Below are 15,658 nucleotides of genomic sequence, written 5' to 3' on the forward strand. Positions count from 1 at the left end.
GTTTCAGCTTAGACCAGTGTTGATCATTCAGCATAGTTCGAGGCATAGCGAGAAGTAAGTTTGGTTTGGCGATTAAATTTTACTTTCTCGCTATTTTTTTGAACAGCAAATGTCAACAGACCCTAATATTTTGGTATATTTTGCTTTTATGATTAGTAATGGCTCTTGATTCATTCTTTTGTGTAATATTGTTTGTTGTGGCAGTATGATATTTAAAGCATAAAAAATCACCCTAAAAGGGTGATTTTTTTGACTTTTGAATAAGTTTTAAAACTTATTTTTCAACGCCAGCAGCTTGACCTGCATATTTAGCGTTTGCATAGTCCCAGTTCACTAGGCTTTCTAAGAAAGTAGAGATGTATTTAGGACGAGCGTTACGGAAGTCGATGTAGTAAGCGTGTTCCCAAACGTCGATAGTCAACACAGCAACTTTACCGTGAGCAAGTGGAGTGTCAGCATTTGAAGTTTTAAGGATAGAAAGGTTGCCGTTTACTTCGTCAGCAACTAACCAAGCCCAACCTGAACCGAATTGAGTTGCAGCAGCATTTGCAAATTCTTCAGCGAATTTTTCGTAAGAACCGAAAGCTTCGTCGATTTTAGCTGCTAAAGCGCCAGTAGCTTTACCGCCACCGTTTTTAGCCATACAGTTCCAGTAGAATGTGTGGTTCCATACTTGGGCTGCATTGTTGAAGATACCAGCTTTAGAAGCATCGCCTTTAACAGCAGTGATGATTTCTTCTAAAGTTTTGCCAGCAAGGTCAGTACCTTCAATTGCTTTGTTTAGATTAACCACATAAGTATTGTGGTGTTTGTCGTGATGGTATTCTAAAGTTTCTTTGCTGATGTGCGGAGCAAGATCTTCGTAACCGTAAGGTAACGCTGGTAAAGTAATCGTTGTCATGTTTTCAATTCCTTGCATTTTGCTGGGTTTTGACATTAAGTGCCGTTATTGTAATAGATTCTTGCAGTAAAATGCGCATTGCTTATAAATAACAATACAGAATAAAGCCTGAAAATATACGTATAAGGACTGAGCCAAAGACCAAGACGATTTAAATTAAATCGGGTTGTTTAATTCGAAATAACTATACTCAATATTGAACTGTTCTGAAATAGCTTTTGCGAGTCGTTGTACACCATAACGCTCGGTTGCATGATGTCCACATGCATAATAATGCACGTTTAATTCTTCAGCCTCATAAAAAGTGCGTTCACTCACTTCACCTGAAATGTACGCATCACAATCTAATGCAGCCGCCTTGCCAATAAAGTCCTGTGCGCCGCCCGTACAAAAACCAATTTTTTGAATAGAGGGTTTATCTGCTGGCAGGTGAATGGCATCAAATCCTAATCTTTCAGAAACGAACTCTTTAAACGCCGCTGGAGTCATGGCTTGTTTTAAATAACCAACATTGCCAATAGGATTGCGCTCAGTAGGATCTAAGGCTTCAATATTCTCTAATTCGAGCAAATCTGCTATCGCTGCATTATTACCTAAAGTAGGGTGACTATCTAAAGGTAAGTGATAGCCAACTAATGAAATATCTTTTTTGATCAGGCTTTTGATGCGTTTGCCGCGCATACCAGTGATTGGGTAAGCTTCACCTTTCCAAAAATAACCATGATGTACCAATAGCAAATCAGCTTTCGCTGCTATCGCGGCTTCAATCGCTGTTTGTGACGCGGTAACTGCACATAAAATTTTATGCACTTCTGCTGAGCCTTCAATTTGCAAGCCGTTGGGAGCATAGTCCTTAAATTCATGTGCTTTGAGTGTGCTGTCACACCATTGAATAATTTCACTTAACTGAGCCATATACTGTCCAAAATCTCAAAAAGATGCATCAAAATTTACGATTGTTTAAATTGTAACTAAAGAATCACAAATCTCTGTGTTTATTTTTAAGTTTGTTGAAAATATTACATTACAATACGATATAAATTATTTAGCCATCAATGAATTATAAAATTTAGAGGATATAGACGTGCGTCGGACCTTTACATGGTTACCTTGGGTATTATTAATACTTGTGATCATCGGTTTCTTTACATGGCAACAGGTTCAAAAACCTAAAGCACCCATTGCCCCAGATGGGGTTAAAATGCCTGCAGAAAAGGTTGAGCCTCTCATTGATACGTCGCGTACAGGCGGTGTAGTTTCGTATAGTGCTGCGGTAAAAGTTGCTGCTCCAGCGGTTGTCAATATTTTCACTACGCAAAAAGTGAAACAATTGGATCATCCTTTATTAAATGATCCTGTTTACCGTGAGTTTTTTGGTAATCAACTTCCAGATCAAACCAATCAAAACGAAAATAGTTTAGGTTCAGGTGTGATTGTTCGTCCAGATGGCTATATTTTGACGAATAACCACGTGATCGCACAGGCCGATCAGATCGTTGTGGCTTTACATGATGGTCGTCGTGCTGAAGCGAAAGTTGTGGGTACAGACCCAGATACAGACCTAGCTGTGATTAAGATTGAAATGAGTCAATTACCGGTTTTGCCATTTAAGCTAAGTGGCAATGAAGTCGGTGATGTCGTCCTAGCGATTGGTAACCCTTTTGGCGTGGGTCAGACGGTTACGCAAGGGATTATCTCAGCTACAGGTCGTTCAGATTTGGGAATCAACACTTACGAAGACTTTATTCAAACAGATGCTGCGATCAACCCCGGCAACTCTGGTGGTGCTTTAATTGATGTTGCAGGGAACTTAATTGGTGTAAATACCGCGATCTTCTCGCAGTCAGGTGGCTCTTTGGGGATTGGTTTTGCCATTCCTGCAAAAGTATGTCAACAAGTGCTGAACGCTATTTTAAAAGATGGGCGAGTGGTTCGTGGTTGGTTAGGTATTAGTTTACTTCCAATTAAACAAGAAAATATTTTAGATCCACGTGTGAATGGTGTGATTGTCGCAGATGTCATTCGTAATGGACCTGCAGCACAGGCAGGTTTAAAACGTGGTGATAAAATCATGAAAGTGAATAATGAGCTGATTACCTCGACCTCACATTTAATCAATTACGTTGCACAACAAGCGCCATTGAGCACTATGCAAATTGAGATTGAGCGAGACGGAAAGGCGATGACATTACCTGTACAAGTGGGAGAGCGTAAACTGCAAACTCAAAACAGTGACTCGCAATATATTCCATTACCCCGCTAGCATAGAAAATCCCTCTTCATGAGGGATTTTTTTTGAGTTCCTTTTTTTGTATATCGCTTTGAAGAGCTTCGTTTGCGCCAAACAATGCGCTTTGAAATTGAAATATCAATTACAAAAATGCATTGCACGCTTTGCTGAATTTGGCTTAATTTATAAGCAATAATAATCAGATAAGCGTATAAGAATATGAGCTTTTTACCCGCAGAACATGCCAAAGTTTTATCCAGTCAAGCCAATTTAGATATCGCCTTATATAAGGCACGTTTGGCTTTGCTGATTGAAGAAAATGCCAAACAGGGGAATACCGCCGTATTTACGGTTTTACCCAAGCATTTAGCTTTAGAAGAGATTCGAAGTTTATCTGCTGAACTTACAGAATTGGGATATCAAGTTCGATTTGAAGTGAATGAATTTTTTTATAATTTTAATGTGTACTGGATTTGATTCGGGATTCACGACATTTAAGGTCCTAAGTTAAAAACAAGATGAAACCCTTTAGAAAACCACGATAATCGTAGTTTTCTAAAGCCGTTTTATAACGCAGTAACTTATTTAGATTTTTGATAGTCATTAATGACTTCAAGTGCCGCACGAAAGGCTTCTTGAGTCGCCGGTGCGCCACAATATGGCAAACTATGAAGTAACACTTCCTGAATTTCTTCTACAGTCGCCCCATTATTTAAAGCACCTCGGACATGACCCTTGAGTTCTGTTGGACTTTTTTGTGCAGTTAAAAATGCAATGGTAATCAGTGAGCGATATTTACGGGGTAAAACGCCTTCACGCTGCCAAGTTGAACCCCATGCATGCTCATTAATCCAATCTTGCAAAGGTTGAGTAAATGGCACGGTATTGTCTTGAGCACGTTTAACGAAACTTTCACCCATAACTTCAGTACGAACTTTTAAGCCATTTTCATAATCTTGTTGTGACATGTAGCAAACCCTCTGTGATGTAATTTTGCAGTACAGCCTATACCTTTGACTCTGCGATACCATTGGCTGATGGTCGTATAAAAAAGCCATCCCATTGTTTAACAGTGGAATGGCTTTTATTTTGAGAAAAATAAAGCTCAAAATCGATGAAGAAGTTGATTAATAACGCAGGAAGGCTTCTGGTTCATCATCAGTGTGTTGTTGCTTTTTCACTTCTGGTGAAATGGTTAAATGTGGATTGGATAGCTCAAGTTCGTGGATGAGCTGCATGTCAAATACATCTGTGAGCATACTGTCATAGCGTTGAATGTTGTAAGTGCTGAGCTGTTCAGCTTCGGAGGCAGTAATGACTTTTTGTGCAATTGCATCGGCTATATGTGCTTCAAAAGTTAAACCTTTGAATTGACCTTTAGATTCAGCTTTTTTAAATTGGTTCCACAGCGGTTCAATTTTTAACAGTTGTAAAAAGGCATTTTCCATACGACCAGAAACTTCATCTGCTGCTGTGCTGTAATACACGTGCTTTTTCAGTTCTTGGCGGAAAGTATTGTCTAGCATCATTTGAGTGGCAACTTCACGTTTTAAACGGTCTGTCGGTTTAGCAACAACTCGTCCAAACGGAAAGCAGATGATTTTTACTATACTTGCGGCTAGTCGCATTGGGAAGTTGTCAAATAAGCCCTGGAAAGCTTTTTCAACATTGTACAAAGCTTTATCTAATGCAAGTTGCGCATGTAATTGTTCAGCTTCACTTCTTTGACCTTGTTCATAATATTTAAGAATAGCCGTCGCGATAAATAAATAAGAGTGAATGTCTGCAAGTCGGCCCGAAAGCATTTCTTTACGTTTAATATCACCGGCTAATAGGCCAAGACACATATCTGCAGTCAGCGCGAAATCGGCACTGAATCGATTAATTTTTTTATAGTAGGGGCGGCTAAATTCATCTGCTGAAGCTGGTGAGTCTGATGGGCCACCAGTGAACGCATAAGCAAAGGCACGTGCAGTTCGGTTAAAAGTATAGCCCAAGTGCTTAAAGAGCATTTCGTTGAATGTATTGAGTGCAGCGTTTTTATCTTCGGCTTGAAGTAATTGTAGCTCTTCAAATAAATATGGATGACAACGCATGGAGCCTTGTCCAAAAATCATCAGAGAGCGACTTAGAATATTGGCACCTTCGACAGTAATTGACACAGGAATGGCCTGATAATTCAAAGCTAAAAAATTACGAGGTCCCATTTGCACGGCACGTCCACCGACGATGTCCATGCCATGATTGACTACTTTACGCATGGTTTCAGTGGCATAGTATTTGGCCATTGCAGTCATTACAGCAGGTTTGCCGCCTTGGTTTAAACCACAAGTCACCAAATAGCGGAATGCTTCAAGCATATAAGCATCTGATGCGATATCACTCGAAGCTTCTTGTACACCTTCAAAATTACCCACGGAAATTTTAAACTGCTGACGAACTTTGGCAAATGCACCGACATTTAGATATGCCATTTCACCGGCTGCCGTTGACAATGCAGGGAGTGAAATACCACGACCAACCGCTAAGCATTCCATTAGCATACGCCAGCCTTTGCCTGCATTTTCAATCCCACCAATGATCCAGTCTAAGGGAATAAAGACATCTTTACCTTCAACTGTCCCATTCATAAATGGTGAGCCTGGATTATGACGAGGGCCTGTAATGACACCGTCATGACTCGCCGGTAGCAGCGCGCAGGTGATACCATATTCCGTTTTATTTTTATCTCCCAATAAGCCATCTGGATCGTATAACTTAAATGCAAGACCAATGACGGTGGCAATTGGTGCAAGAGTAATCCAGCGTTTGGAGAAGTTCATGTTTAAGCCGAGCACCTGTTGTCCCTCAAAAGTGCCATAACAGACGACACCTGTATCTGGAATAGCGCCTGCATCTGAGCCTGCTTCAGGGCTGGTGAGTCCAAAACATGGAATTTCTTTACCTTTTGCAAGGCCAGGGAGGTATCGGTCTTTTTGTGCTTCGGTACCATAGTGTAGAAGTAATTCCCCCGGTCCAAGAGAGTTGGGCACCATACAACTGACTGCGGCAGTCAGTGAGCGAGATGCAATCTTGCTCATGACACGGCTTTGTGCAAATGAGCTAAATTCACGGCCCCCGTAAGATTTTGGAATCACCAATCCTAAGAAACCATTATCCTTAATGAATTGCCAAGCTTCTGGTGGGAGGTCTTTATGTTTATGGTGAATATCCCACTCGTTGAGCATGGCACAAAGTTGCTCGACTTCATTATCAATGAAGGATTGTTCTTCAGCACTAAGCTGTGGATAGGGATAAGCCTCAAATTTTTTCCAATCAGGCGCACCCATAAATAGCTCTTTTTCCCACCAACTTGTTCCTGCATCCAACGCTTCACGTTCCGTAGTACTCATACTCGGCATCGCATTTGCTAAGGTTTTATAGGCAGGTTTGGTGAGTAGATTGAGCCTCAGTGGGTCAATCAACACAACTAAACTTAAAGCAATAAGTGGGATGCCAAGTATTAATGACCATGGGGTTAAAAAGGCGAGTGCAATTGAAACAAATATCAGTGTTATTGCGCCTACAGCTCGTGAAAGTTCAAAGAAAAAAACGGCCCAAAGAGCAAAAATAAAAAGTACTGCACTGAGTATAAATAGCATTTGTTATGGCTCCAGTGACAAGGGCCAGAGCGTTATGCGTTTAAAACAGCCTACATGCGTTTAAAAATGATCTCATCTTTTGTCTTTCTGATTTTAAAGTGCATGAGACTGTCAAAATTGCATCACTCGGCTGGTGAGTGTGATTGGAAAATTGTGCGAATATAATGAAAGCGCAAATAAAGTGTTATCAATAGATTGATTAATAAATAATCACAATACAATCCCTATCGGGCAAAAAAATGTCACATTACGTAAACTTGGATGATTCGATATATTGGATAACGTTTAAGGAACGCACTATTTTCGAAAGATCTTATATTTGGAAACGAATTAGGCTGAGTGTGTGTGAAAGCCACAAAAAAAGCCCTCAATCAATGAGGGCTTTAATTTGCGATGTTTTAAATCTTTGCGTGATTAAGCTTCAATCGTTTGAACTGCAATTTTCTTTGCAGGATCAGTTTTACGACGTACCGCAGGTACTGGCTCACCATAGTATTGACGGTCAGCAAAGTAGCTTGAACGGACCATTGGTGCAGCCCAAATGTTTTTGAAACCAAGCTTTTGACCATGTGCTGTGTAACGATCAAACTCTTCAGGTGTAACGAAACGATCGATCGGTGCATGTTCTTTAGAGGGCTGTAAGTACTGACCAATGGTGACATAGTCAACATCGTGTGCTTTTAAGTCGTCTAATAACGCGATCACTTCTTCTTCAGTTTCACCAATACCGACCATCAAACCACATTTGGTTGGAACATCTGGGCAGTATTCTTTAAACATTTTTAATAAGTTTAGAGAGTGTTGGTAGTCAGAGCCCGGACGCATTGCTTTATACAAACGTGGCACGGTTTCAATGTTGTGGTTAAACACATCAGGTGGACACTCCGTCATAATACGAAGGGCAACATCCATACGACCACGGAAGTCAGGAACTAGAATTTCCAAAAGTGTTTTTGGACTCAAGTCACGAGCTTCTTTAATACAGTCAACAAAGTGCTGTGCGCCGCCATCAACTAGGTCATCACGGTCGACCGACGTAATTACGGCATATTTCAAACCAAGATTGGCAATGGTTTCTGCCATGTGACGTGGTTCATCTGGGTCAAGAGCATTGGGACGACCATGCGCAACGTCGCAGAATGGGCAACGACGAGTACAGATATCGCCCATAATCATAAAGGTTGCAGTACCGCCACCGAAACATTCAGGTAAGTTCGGGCAAGCCGCTTCTTCACACACGGTATGTAATTTTTGTGCGCGTAAAGTTGTTTTAATACGTTGAACTTCATCAGGGGCAGCCATTTTGACCCGAATCCAGTCAGGCTTACGAGGCGTTTCAACCGTTGGCACGACCTTCACAGGTATGCGAGCGACTTTTTCTGCGCCACGAAGTTTTACACCCTGTACAGGTTTACGGTTCTCAGACATATTCAACTTTTCCACTGTTTTTGACAAGGAGATATTCAAAAAATTAGCTCGATCATTATAGCGGACTTGAGCTTAAATAGGGGGAAAACGATATTCATATAATAAATGTGGTTATCACATAATATATGTGAGCTAAATATCCAAAAAAGTTAGGATATACGTCATAATACAGCCTAGATTAAAGAATATTTGTAAAGGAGCGTTGAATGCCACGTAAGAAAGAGGTCGTTAGTGGAACTTTCGTGAAATACGATGCGGTAGTTCTGGGTTCTGGCCCTGCGGGTGAAGGCGCTGCAATGAAACTTGCTAAATCAGGTAAGCGAGTTGCTATTGTAGATATGCGTGAACAGCTTGGTGGTAACTGTACCCATGTAGGAACAATTCCAAGTAAAGCATTACGTCAGACCGTTTCAAGCATTTTACGTTACCAACGTGACCCTATGTTCCAAAAAGTCGGTGAATGGAAACAGTTCACGATGAAACAGGTGTTACGTAATGCGCATAAAGTGATTCAACAACAAGTTGAAACTCATTCACGTTTTTATGACCGTAATAAAATTGATATTTTCCACGGCCGTGCGTATATCCAAGATCAAAACACTGTTTTGATTTTTAGCAATGAAGGTATGACGGAAACTTTAGTATTCCAGCAATTAGTGATTGCTACAGGTTCACGTCCTTACCGTCCAGCTGCTTTAGACTTTAATCATCCTCGCGTATTTGATTCAGACAAAATTTTGGATCTGGATTATTCAATCCAAAAAATCATCATTTATGGTGCAGGTGTGATTGGTTGTGAATATGCGTCTATCTTTATTGGTCTAGACCACAAAGTTGACTTGATCAATACACAACACAAATTACTCAGCTACTTAGACGATGAAATCTCAGATGCATTGTCATATCGTTTACGTGAGCAGGGTGTACTGATTCGCCACAACGAGCAGATTGATCATCTTGAAACACATGATGATCACGTGGTTCTTCACTTGCAAAGTGGTAAGAAAATTAAAGCCGACGCGATTTTGTGGTGTAACGGCCGTTCTGGTAATACCGATGGTTTAGGCCTAGAAAATGTAGGCATCAAACCAAACAGCCGTGGTCAATTAACCGTGAATGATCAATATCAGACTGAAGTAGAGAATATCTTTGCAGCGGGTGATGTAATCGGTTGGCCATCACTTGCATCTGCTGCATATGACCAAGGTCGCTGTGCCGGTTCTAACATGAGCGGTGAAGAAGGAATTGCACCTGTAACGGATATTCCTACAGGTATTTATACCATTCCTGAAATTTCTTCGATTGGTAAAACTGAACAACAGTTAACGGAAGAAAAAATTCCGTATGAAGTAGGTCAGGCATCTTTCCGTCATTTGGCACGTGCGCAAATTACGGGCGACACCGTGGGCGAGCTTAAAATCTTGTTCCATCGTGATACTTTAGAAATTTTAGGCGTTCACTGCTTCGGTAATAATGCTGCGGAAATTATTCACATTGGTCAGGCCGTGATGAACAGCCCGAACAATACGATTAAATATTTCGTAGAAACCACATTTAACTATCCGACTATGGCGGAAGCGTACCGTGTTGCAACATTGAACGGTATGAACCGCTTATTCTAAGGTTAAATTTAACTTAGATTGTGCAATGAAAGACCCGTAAGTTTCGGCTTGCGGGTTTTTTATTGTTAGAATAAAGTGCATGAAAAATATACAAGCAATCCACTTATAATCATCAACATTTCCAACTCATTTTAGGTAACCCATGACGATCCGTTCAGTGACTATTCAAGGTTTTCGATCTATTCATCATATGAATTTGACCTTGTCGCGTCTGAATATTGTCAGTGGTCCGAATGGTTGTGGTAAATCCAATCTATATAAAGCTGTACGTCTCCTACATGAAGCTGCAAATGGCCAATTATCCCAAGCTATTGCAAATGAAGGCGGGATTCAAAAAATCATGTGGGCAGGTGGTCACCGTGCGGGTGATCGATCGAAAGACCCTAAGCGCATGAAGCTTGCAGTGGAGATGGAGCATTATGAATATCAACTTGAAATTGGTTTTCCTGAACCGCTCATCACCTTGTTTGCACTCGATCCTTTGGTCAAAGTTGAAGGGATTTGGTTAAGCGGCTATCAACGTCGAAAAATGAGCGAGTTGTTGGAAAGAACCAACCAAGCGGCATTTCTTAAAAATGTTGATGAAGAACGGATTGCTTATCCGATGGCATTAACACCAGAAGAGTCGGTGTTTGGACAATTGTCCGATCCACACTTATATCCCGAAGTTTCACAAGTGCGTGAGACCATGAAAAACTGGCGCTTTTATCATGAGTTTTCTGTCAGTGGAAATTCACCGATCCGTGTCCCACAGGTGGGCATTCGTTCGCCAGTTTTAGCGCATGATGGTACAAATTTAGCTGCGGCTTTTGAAACCTTGCGTGAGCGGGGCAACAGTGAAACCTTGTTTGAAGTACTAGAAAAAGCCTTTCCGCAGACCCAATTTTATGTGCAGGAAATGGGTGGGCGCTTTCAAATGATGATGCAAAAGCAAGGGATCTTAAGACCTTTAGAAAGTGCAGAATTTTCAGATGGGACTTTACGGTTTCTGTGTTTAGCCGTGGCTTTGTTGAGTCCTAGGCCCCCAAATTTTATGGCACTGAATGAGCCAGAAAATAGCTTGCATCCCGATTTATTACCTGCCTTGGCGATGCTGATTGCCGAAGCAAGTCGCTATACGCAGCTTTGGTTGACCACACATTCCAATGAACTGGTTGAAATGATCAAACAGTATAGTGATGTGCAGCATTATCAACTAGATCAAGTCGAGGGGAAGACCGTGGTCAAGGGCGCAAGCTTAATCGATGAGGATTAGATTATTCCTTTAGCTATAGTTTTTTTGCTTAAGTTTAAAAAGGTAGAAAAGTTAAAAAAGCATAATAGCCGATAAAACTGCTTATTAAGCTAAACCAGACTGGCAGCTTGCTGCGAAGTAAAGCAATAACGACGGCAACAAATATAAAGTCCGTCCATTGAATGATGTATTTCTGGCCCATTTGAAATAGTAGGCACAGTAATAGACCGACGACAGCTGCATTGATTATTTTTAAGGTGCCAAAAAGCATCGGGTATTTCATCAACTTATTCCAAAACGGTAATAAGCCAAACAATAATAAAAATGATGGTAAAAATATCGCCACAGTCGCGAGTACAGCATTTAAGAGTAGCACATCAGTCATGGGTAAAAGTGTGCCGAGATAGGCGGCGAAACTAAACAAAGGTCCCGGCATGAGTTGTGCAAGGGCATAGCCTAAGTCAAAATTTTCATTACTGATCAGTCCTGTAGAGACAAAGTCCTGATGTAAAAATGGCAAAATAATATGTCCACCACCAAAGACGAGGGATGCTGTGCGGTAGAAGCTTTCTAAGCTGAAAGCCAATATATTGCTATGTTGTATATCGAAGAATGGCAGAACGAAAAAAGGGCTGATAAAGGCGAGAAGCCATAGCCAAGAGGTGCGAGTATTTTCATGTGCATTCTGGCTAAAATTGTCATGTTTGGGTGGAACTGTTTCGGCGATATTTGGCTTTTGGCTGTGTAATTGATTTGACGATAAAACTAAACCGATAATTGCAGTGCATAAAATCACCAAAACTTGATTTAAAGAAAATTGAAAGAAATAAATAAAAAATGCTGCTAAAAGCATGACTAGATACTGAAATTTTGTTTTACAGAAGCTTCGCATCATTTGCCAAAATGCCCATGCAACAACGGCTAGTACAATTAACTGAATAACATGAAAGAATAAAGTTGAGAGTTGATTACTGAGTTTTATACTTAAAGTGGCCGCGGCACACATCAGCAGGGCTGAAGGTAAAGTAAATCCTAACCATGCAAAACAAGCACCTTGATAGCGGTTGAGTTGAAATCCAATCGCCATGCCTAGCTGGCTACTGGTTGGGCCTGGAAGGACTTGAGCCAAGGTAAGCAAATGCGCATATTCATGCTCTGTTATCCATTTTTCTTGTTTCACAAAATATTGAAAAAACAACACCAAATGTGCCGCAGGTCCACCAAATGCAATACACCCTAATCTTAAAAAGGTGAGAAAGATGACAAGGTTTCGTTGTGGTTTGGACTGGCTCATGCGTTACCAATATTTAAAATCAAAAGTAAGGTTATGAATTTCTAAAGGATAAAATTATGAAAGTTAAAAGATCTTAAAGGCTGATTATTGCAGGAGTATGTAAATCCTGCTTCAAAAATATTTTGAAGTGCTTAGCAGGGAAAAAGATAATTGGACGAAGTGACATAGTGCTGTCCCACATGCACATGGCGTCGGTTTCCGCCGCTGATTAGCATCAGCACATACACATAAAAAATTGTCTAAAAATGACTTCTCCAAAATCAGACACCTTATCAGAAATTTTGAGCGCTTTATTGAAGTGGTTGATGAGTGGCATTGCATCGTTACTTTCAATCATGGCATTTGCAGATGATCAGCTACCGGCTACACAAGCATTAGCAAGTTATACAGATCAAAACAGTTGGCAGGGCATTCAGCACTATCTACCCAAAGAATACCATTTAACAGAAACGCAGCGACCCAAAGAAGAGTGGTGGAGTTGGCAGGGTCATACTGTTCACTTAGATACTTATCGGAATCCACAGGCAAAAGTGAAGGTGATTCTGTTTCATGGTGTGGGAACAAATGGTCGACAAATGTCGATGATTTTGGGTTATCCTTTGGCACAGCGTGGCTATGAAACTATCGCTATTGATATGCCCGGTTATGGCCTCACCCAAGTCAAAAAGGGCTCAAAAATTCGTTATGATGATTGGGTTCAAGCAGGTAATGACCTCATTGAAGCCGAGCTACAAAAAGATCATCGTCCTATCGTTTTGTATGGGCTCAGTGCTGGTGGTATGTTGACCTATCACGTGGCGGCAAAGAATAAAAAGGTCAAAGGCATCGTCGGGATGACCTTTTTAGACACTTCAAATCAAACCGTGCGTGATCAAGTCTCTTTAAATAAATTTATGAGCCGCGTGGGCAGTCCAATGGCTCATGTGACAGCACATACACCATTATCAGCATTGCCAATGCCGATGCGTTGGGTAAGTAAAATGCATCGTTTGGTGAATAATGACGCAGCATTGCAGGTCTTTTTAAAAGATAAAACGTCAGCTGGGAATAGTGTATCGGTTAAATTTCTAGATTCGTATTTATATTATAAAAATGATACGCCACCGGAGCAGTTTAATGTCTGCCCAATTCTACTGACGCAGCCTGAACAAGACCGCTGGACACCTTTGGCTTTAAGCCAGCCATTTTTAACACGGATTCATCAAGTTCCAGTCGATGTCGTCATGTTAAAAAACGCAGGACATTATCCTTTGGAACAACCGGGACTCGATCAAATGGTCAATGCAATCGATGCGTTTTATCAAAAAGTCACGCAATAATCTGTTGAAAGCGTGATGCGTAATTCATACCAACATAGATATAAAAAACCGCTAGAAGGCGGTTTTTTTATTGGGACTTTATCGTGGAAATATTTAAGCAAAATGACCATGTTGAAAATCATAAAATGCCTGACGTATTTCATCTTCAGTATTCATTACGAATGGTCCATGTGCCGCAATAGGTTCATTTAAAGCTTCGCCACTTAAAATAAGCAGTTTGGTTGCTTCAAAAGATTTAAGTTTCAAGGACGATACTTGGTCACTGACATATAAAGTCTGTTTCGCATCAAAGCGTTGACCTTCGATTTCGATCGCGCCACTTAATACAAAAATCATGTTATTCCACTGTGGGTTGAATGAAAATTCCTGTTCAGCATTTGCATTCAAGCGCACATCCAATACATTCATCGGGCTAAAGGTTTCAGCGGCGCCCAATGTATCTTCAAATTGGCCAGCAATGACGCGTACCACGCCAGCATTTTGTGCAAGCTTTACTTCAGCAATATTGGCTGTTGTCAGTTCTTGATAGCGAGGTTCAGTCATTTTGGCATGACGAGGTAAATTGACCCAAAGTTGTACCATGTCTAAATTTCCGCCAGTTTTGGCAAAATCTTTAGAATGGTGTTCTTCATGCATAATGCCTCGACCCGCAGTCATCCATTGCACTTCGTCTTTGGCAATGCTGCCGTGATTTCCTTTAGAGTCAAAATGCTCCAATTCACCTTCATAAACAATGGTCACTGTTTCAAAGCCACGGTGTGGATGTGACCCAACACCACGTTGATGATGACTTGGAGAGAAATGATATTGGCCGGTATAGCCCATAACGAGGAATGGACTGGTTTGATTGCCCATTTCTTGCATAGGGAGCATAGAGTTTGTTGGGAAGCCATCGCCCACCCAAGTGCTACGATCACTATGATAAACACGTTTGATTGAATTCATAATTCAGCCCTCAATATATTGCTTCTGAGATCTATTATTGAGGTATAGTGAGGGAATGACAGGGCGAAAAACTCAACAGATTATTCTAAAAATGAAACAATCATGCAAAATTTAAATGACTATTACTACTTCGTGCAATTGGTGAAATACCAAGGTTATACCAAAGCCAGTGAAGCATTGGGTATTACAAAATCTAAACTATCACGCCGTATTACAGAATTAGAGACCCGTTTGGGTGTACGTCTGATTCAGCGGAATACGCGAAAATTTACTGTGACTGAAATAGGACAACAGTTCTATTTACATTGCTTAAAAATTTTAGAGGAAGTCAGCGAAACGGAAAATTTTGTGCTCAGTACGTTGAACGATCAACTCTGTGGCCAGATTAAAATTTCTTGTCCTGTGGCTTTGGTGGAAATGCCTGTTGCAAAAATGGTCACCGATTTTATGCAGCAATATCCAGACATCAGTGTGCATCTGATGGCGACCAATCATCGGGTTGATGTCATTGAGGAAGGCGTAGATTTAGCCATTCGTGTGCGCAATATGCCTTTAATGGATAGTGATTTGATCGTTCGAGATTTAGATGCTTGGGATCATGTTTTAGTGGCATCGCCACAACTTTTCTTCGAGCGTGAAATGCCACAGCAATTGGCTGAGATTCAAAATTTTCCGTGTATTGGATTTGACCGGCCTAAACATTTTTGGGATTTCCGACATCGTGAAAAAAGTGAAACCCAACAAATTGAATTTCATCCACGCTTAAGAACTGACAGTTTTGGTGCGATGATTTCTGCTGCTATTTCTGGCGTGGGAATCGCTTCTTTGCCCAAAGTGTTTGTACGTGATGCTTTAAAAAGTGGTGAGTTAATTGAGCTATTTCCTGAATGGCAATTGCCGCAAGGGGTCATCCATGTTGCATACGCGACACGACAAGGTATGCTGCCGGGTGTACGTGCGATGTTAGATCATTTGATTTCAGGTTTTAAGGCCTTAGATATAGATCATCCGTAATTTGAGCAGTGTTCTTATTGTTTTCATATT

13 protein-coding genes are annotated in these 15,658 nt (G+C 40.9%); 6 read left to right on the plus strand and 7 right to left on the minus strand.

Going from position 1 to position 15,658, the window contains the following annotated elements:
- Positions 1–274 precede the first annotated feature (274 nt).
- Together FTU79_RS13975 and FTU79_RS13980 are read right to left on the minus strand one after the other, a co-directional pair.
- Positions 275–901: a superoxide dismutase gene (locus FTU79_RS13975; RefSeq protein ID WP_078192384.1), complete on the minus strand. Its 627-nt coding sequence runs from the start codon at positions 899–901 to the stop codon at positions 275–277.
- A gap of 156 nt (positions 902–1,057) precedes the next feature.
- Positions 1,058–1,816 (minus strand): Nif3-like dinuclear metal center hexameric protein, encoded by a 759-nt coding sequence (locus tag FTU79_RS13980; protein ID WP_180007670.1) that lies wholly within the window; start codon positions 1,814–1,816, stop codon positions 1,058–1,060.
- A 169-nt stretch (positions 1,817–1,985) separates the two neighbouring features.
- Between FTU79_RS13980 and FTU79_RS13985 the strand changes: the two genes are divergently transcribed.
- Entirely contained in the window at positions 1,986–3,164 is a 1,179-nt protein-coding gene (locus tag FTU79_RS13985; RefSeq protein ID WP_180007671.1) for a trypsin-like peptidase domain-containing protein, read from the plus strand.
- A 186-nt stretch (positions 3,165–3,350) separates the two neighbouring features.
- Positions 3,351–3,608: a hypothetical protein gene (locus FTU79_RS13990; RefSeq protein WP_078190243.1), complete on the plus strand. Its 258-nt coding sequence runs from the start codon at positions 3,351–3,353 to the stop codon at positions 3,606–3,608.
- Between the two features lie 104 nt (positions 3,609–3,712).
- Here FTU79_RS13990 and FTU79_RS13995 read toward each other — a convergent pair whose 3' ends face one another.
- The 3 genes from FTU79_RS13995 to lipA form a co-directional block, all read right to left on the minus strand.
- Positions 3,713–4,099: a carboxymuconolactone decarboxylase family protein gene (locus tag FTU79_RS13995; RefSeq protein WP_168379173.1), complete on the minus strand. Its 387-nt coding sequence runs from the start codon at positions 4,097–4,099 to the stop codon at positions 3,713–3,715.
- A 159-nt stretch (positions 4,100–4,258) separates the two neighbouring features.
- Entirely contained in the window at positions 4,259–6,772 is a 2,514-nt protein-coding gene (locus FTU79_RS14000) for an acyl-CoA dehydrogenase (protein ID WP_180050838.1), read from the minus strand.
- Between the two features lie 414 nt (positions 6,773–7,186).
- Positions 7,187–8,200, minus strand: coding sequence for a lipoyl synthase (gene lipA, locus FTU79_RS14005; RefSeq protein ID WP_180004941.1), 1,014 nt, complete (start codon positions 8,198–8,200; stop codon positions 7,187–7,189).
- 206 nt (positions 8,201–8,406) lie between these two features.
- Here lipA and sthA point away from each other — a divergent pair, with 206 nt between their 5' ends.
- On the plus strand, positions 8,407–9,822 hold the full coding sequence (gene sthA / locus FTU79_RS14010) for a Si-specific NAD(P)(+) transhydrogenase (RefSeq protein WP_078190237.1): 1,416 nt from the start codon (positions 8,407–8,409) through the stop codon (positions 9,820–9,822).
- Between the two features lie 142 nt (positions 9,823–9,964).
- On the plus strand, positions 9,965–11,077 hold the full coding sequence (locus FTU79_RS14015) for an AAA family ATPase (protein ID WP_180004940.1): 1,113 nt from the start codon (positions 9,965–9,967) through the stop codon (positions 11,075–11,077).
- 34 nt (positions 11,078–11,111) lie between these two features.
- Here FTU79_RS14015 and chrA read toward each other — a convergent pair whose 3' ends face one another.
- Positions 11,112–12,350 (minus strand): chromate efflux transporter, encoded by a 1,239-nt coding sequence (gene chrA, locus FTU79_RS14020; protein WP_180050840.1) that lies wholly within the window; start codon positions 12,348–12,350, stop codon positions 11,112–11,114.
- Positions 12,351–12,685: 335 nt separating this feature from the next.
- On the opposite strand from chrA, the gene FTU79_RS14025 reads away from it, so the two are divergent.
- Positions 12,686–13,669: an alpha/beta hydrolase gene (locus FTU79_RS14025; RefSeq protein WP_257224323.1), complete on the plus strand. Its 984-nt coding sequence runs from the start codon at positions 12,686–12,688 to the stop codon at positions 13,667–13,669.
- A 93-nt stretch (positions 13,670–13,762) separates the two neighbouring features.
- Here FTU79_RS14025 and FTU79_RS14030 read toward each other — a convergent pair whose 3' ends face one another.
- Positions 13,763–14,614: a pirin family protein gene (locus tag FTU79_RS14030; RefSeq protein ID WP_180050846.1), complete on the minus strand. Its 852-nt coding sequence runs from the start codon at positions 14,612–14,614 to the stop codon at positions 13,763–13,765.
- Positions 14,615–14,716: 102 nt separating this feature from the next.
- Between FTU79_RS14030 and FTU79_RS14035 the strand changes: the two genes are divergently transcribed.
- On the plus strand, positions 14,717–15,628 hold the full coding sequence (locus tag FTU79_RS14035; RefSeq protein WP_180050849.1) for a LysR substrate-binding domain-containing protein: 912 nt from the start codon (positions 14,717–14,719) through the stop codon (positions 15,626–15,628).
- The last annotated feature ends 30 nt before the right edge of the window (positions 15,629–15,658 follow it).

The sequence above is a fragment of the Acinetobacter sp. YH12144 genome, assembly GCF_013418345.1.
GTDB lineage: Bacteria > Pseudomonadota > Gammaproteobacteria > Pseudomonadales > Moraxellaceae > Acinetobacter > Acinetobacter amyesii.

Bases quoted from the DNA above. Each gene is read 5' to 3' on its own strand.
- FTU79_RS14025 (WP_257224323.1), top strand. From the start codon at position 12,686: ATGGCATTTGCAGATGATCAGCTACCGGCTACACAAGCATTAGCAAGT.
- FTU79_RS13995 (WP_168379173.1), bottom strand. From the start codon at position 4,099: ATGTCACAACAAGATTATGAAAATGGCTTAAAAGTTCGTACTGAAGTT.
- FTU79_RS14030 (WP_180050846.1), bottom strand. From the start codon at position 14,614: ATGAATTCAATCAAACGTGTTTATCATAGTGATCGTAGCACTTGGGTG.
- FTU79_RS13980 (WP_180007670.1), bottom strand. From the start codon at position 1,816: ATGGCTCAGTTAAGTGAAATTATTCAATGGTGTGACAGCACACTCAAA.
- FTU79_RS14000 (WP_180050838.1), bottom strand. From the start codon at position 6,772: ATGCTATTTATACTCAGTGCAGTACTTTTTATTTTTGCTCTTTGGGCC.
- chrA (WP_180050840.1), bottom strand. From the start codon at position 12,350: ATGAGCCAGTCCAAACCACAACGAAACCTTGTCATCTTTCTCACCTTT.
- FTU79_RS14035 (WP_180050849.1), top strand. From the start codon at position 14,717: ATGCAAAATTTAAATGACTATTACTACTTCGTGCAATTGGTGAAATAC.
- FTU79_RS13975 (WP_078192384.1), bottom strand. From the start codon at position 901: ATGACAACGATTACTTTACCAGCGTTACCTTACGGTTACGAAGATCTT.
- lipA (WP_180004941.1), bottom strand. From the start codon at position 8,200: ATGTCTGAGAACCGTAAACCTGTACAGGGTGTAAAACTTCGTGGCGCA.
- FTU79_RS14015 (WP_180004940.1), top strand. From the start codon at position 9,965: ATGACGATCCGTTCAGTGACTATTCAAGGTTTTCGATCTATTCATCAT.
- FTU79_RS13990 (WP_078190243.1), top strand. From the start codon at position 3,351: ATGAGCTTTTTACCCGCAGAACATGCCAAAGTTTTATCCAGTCAAGCC.
- sthA (WP_078190237.1), top strand. From the start codon at position 8,407: ATGCCACGTAAGAAAGAGGTCGTTAGTGGAACTTTCGTGAAATACGAT.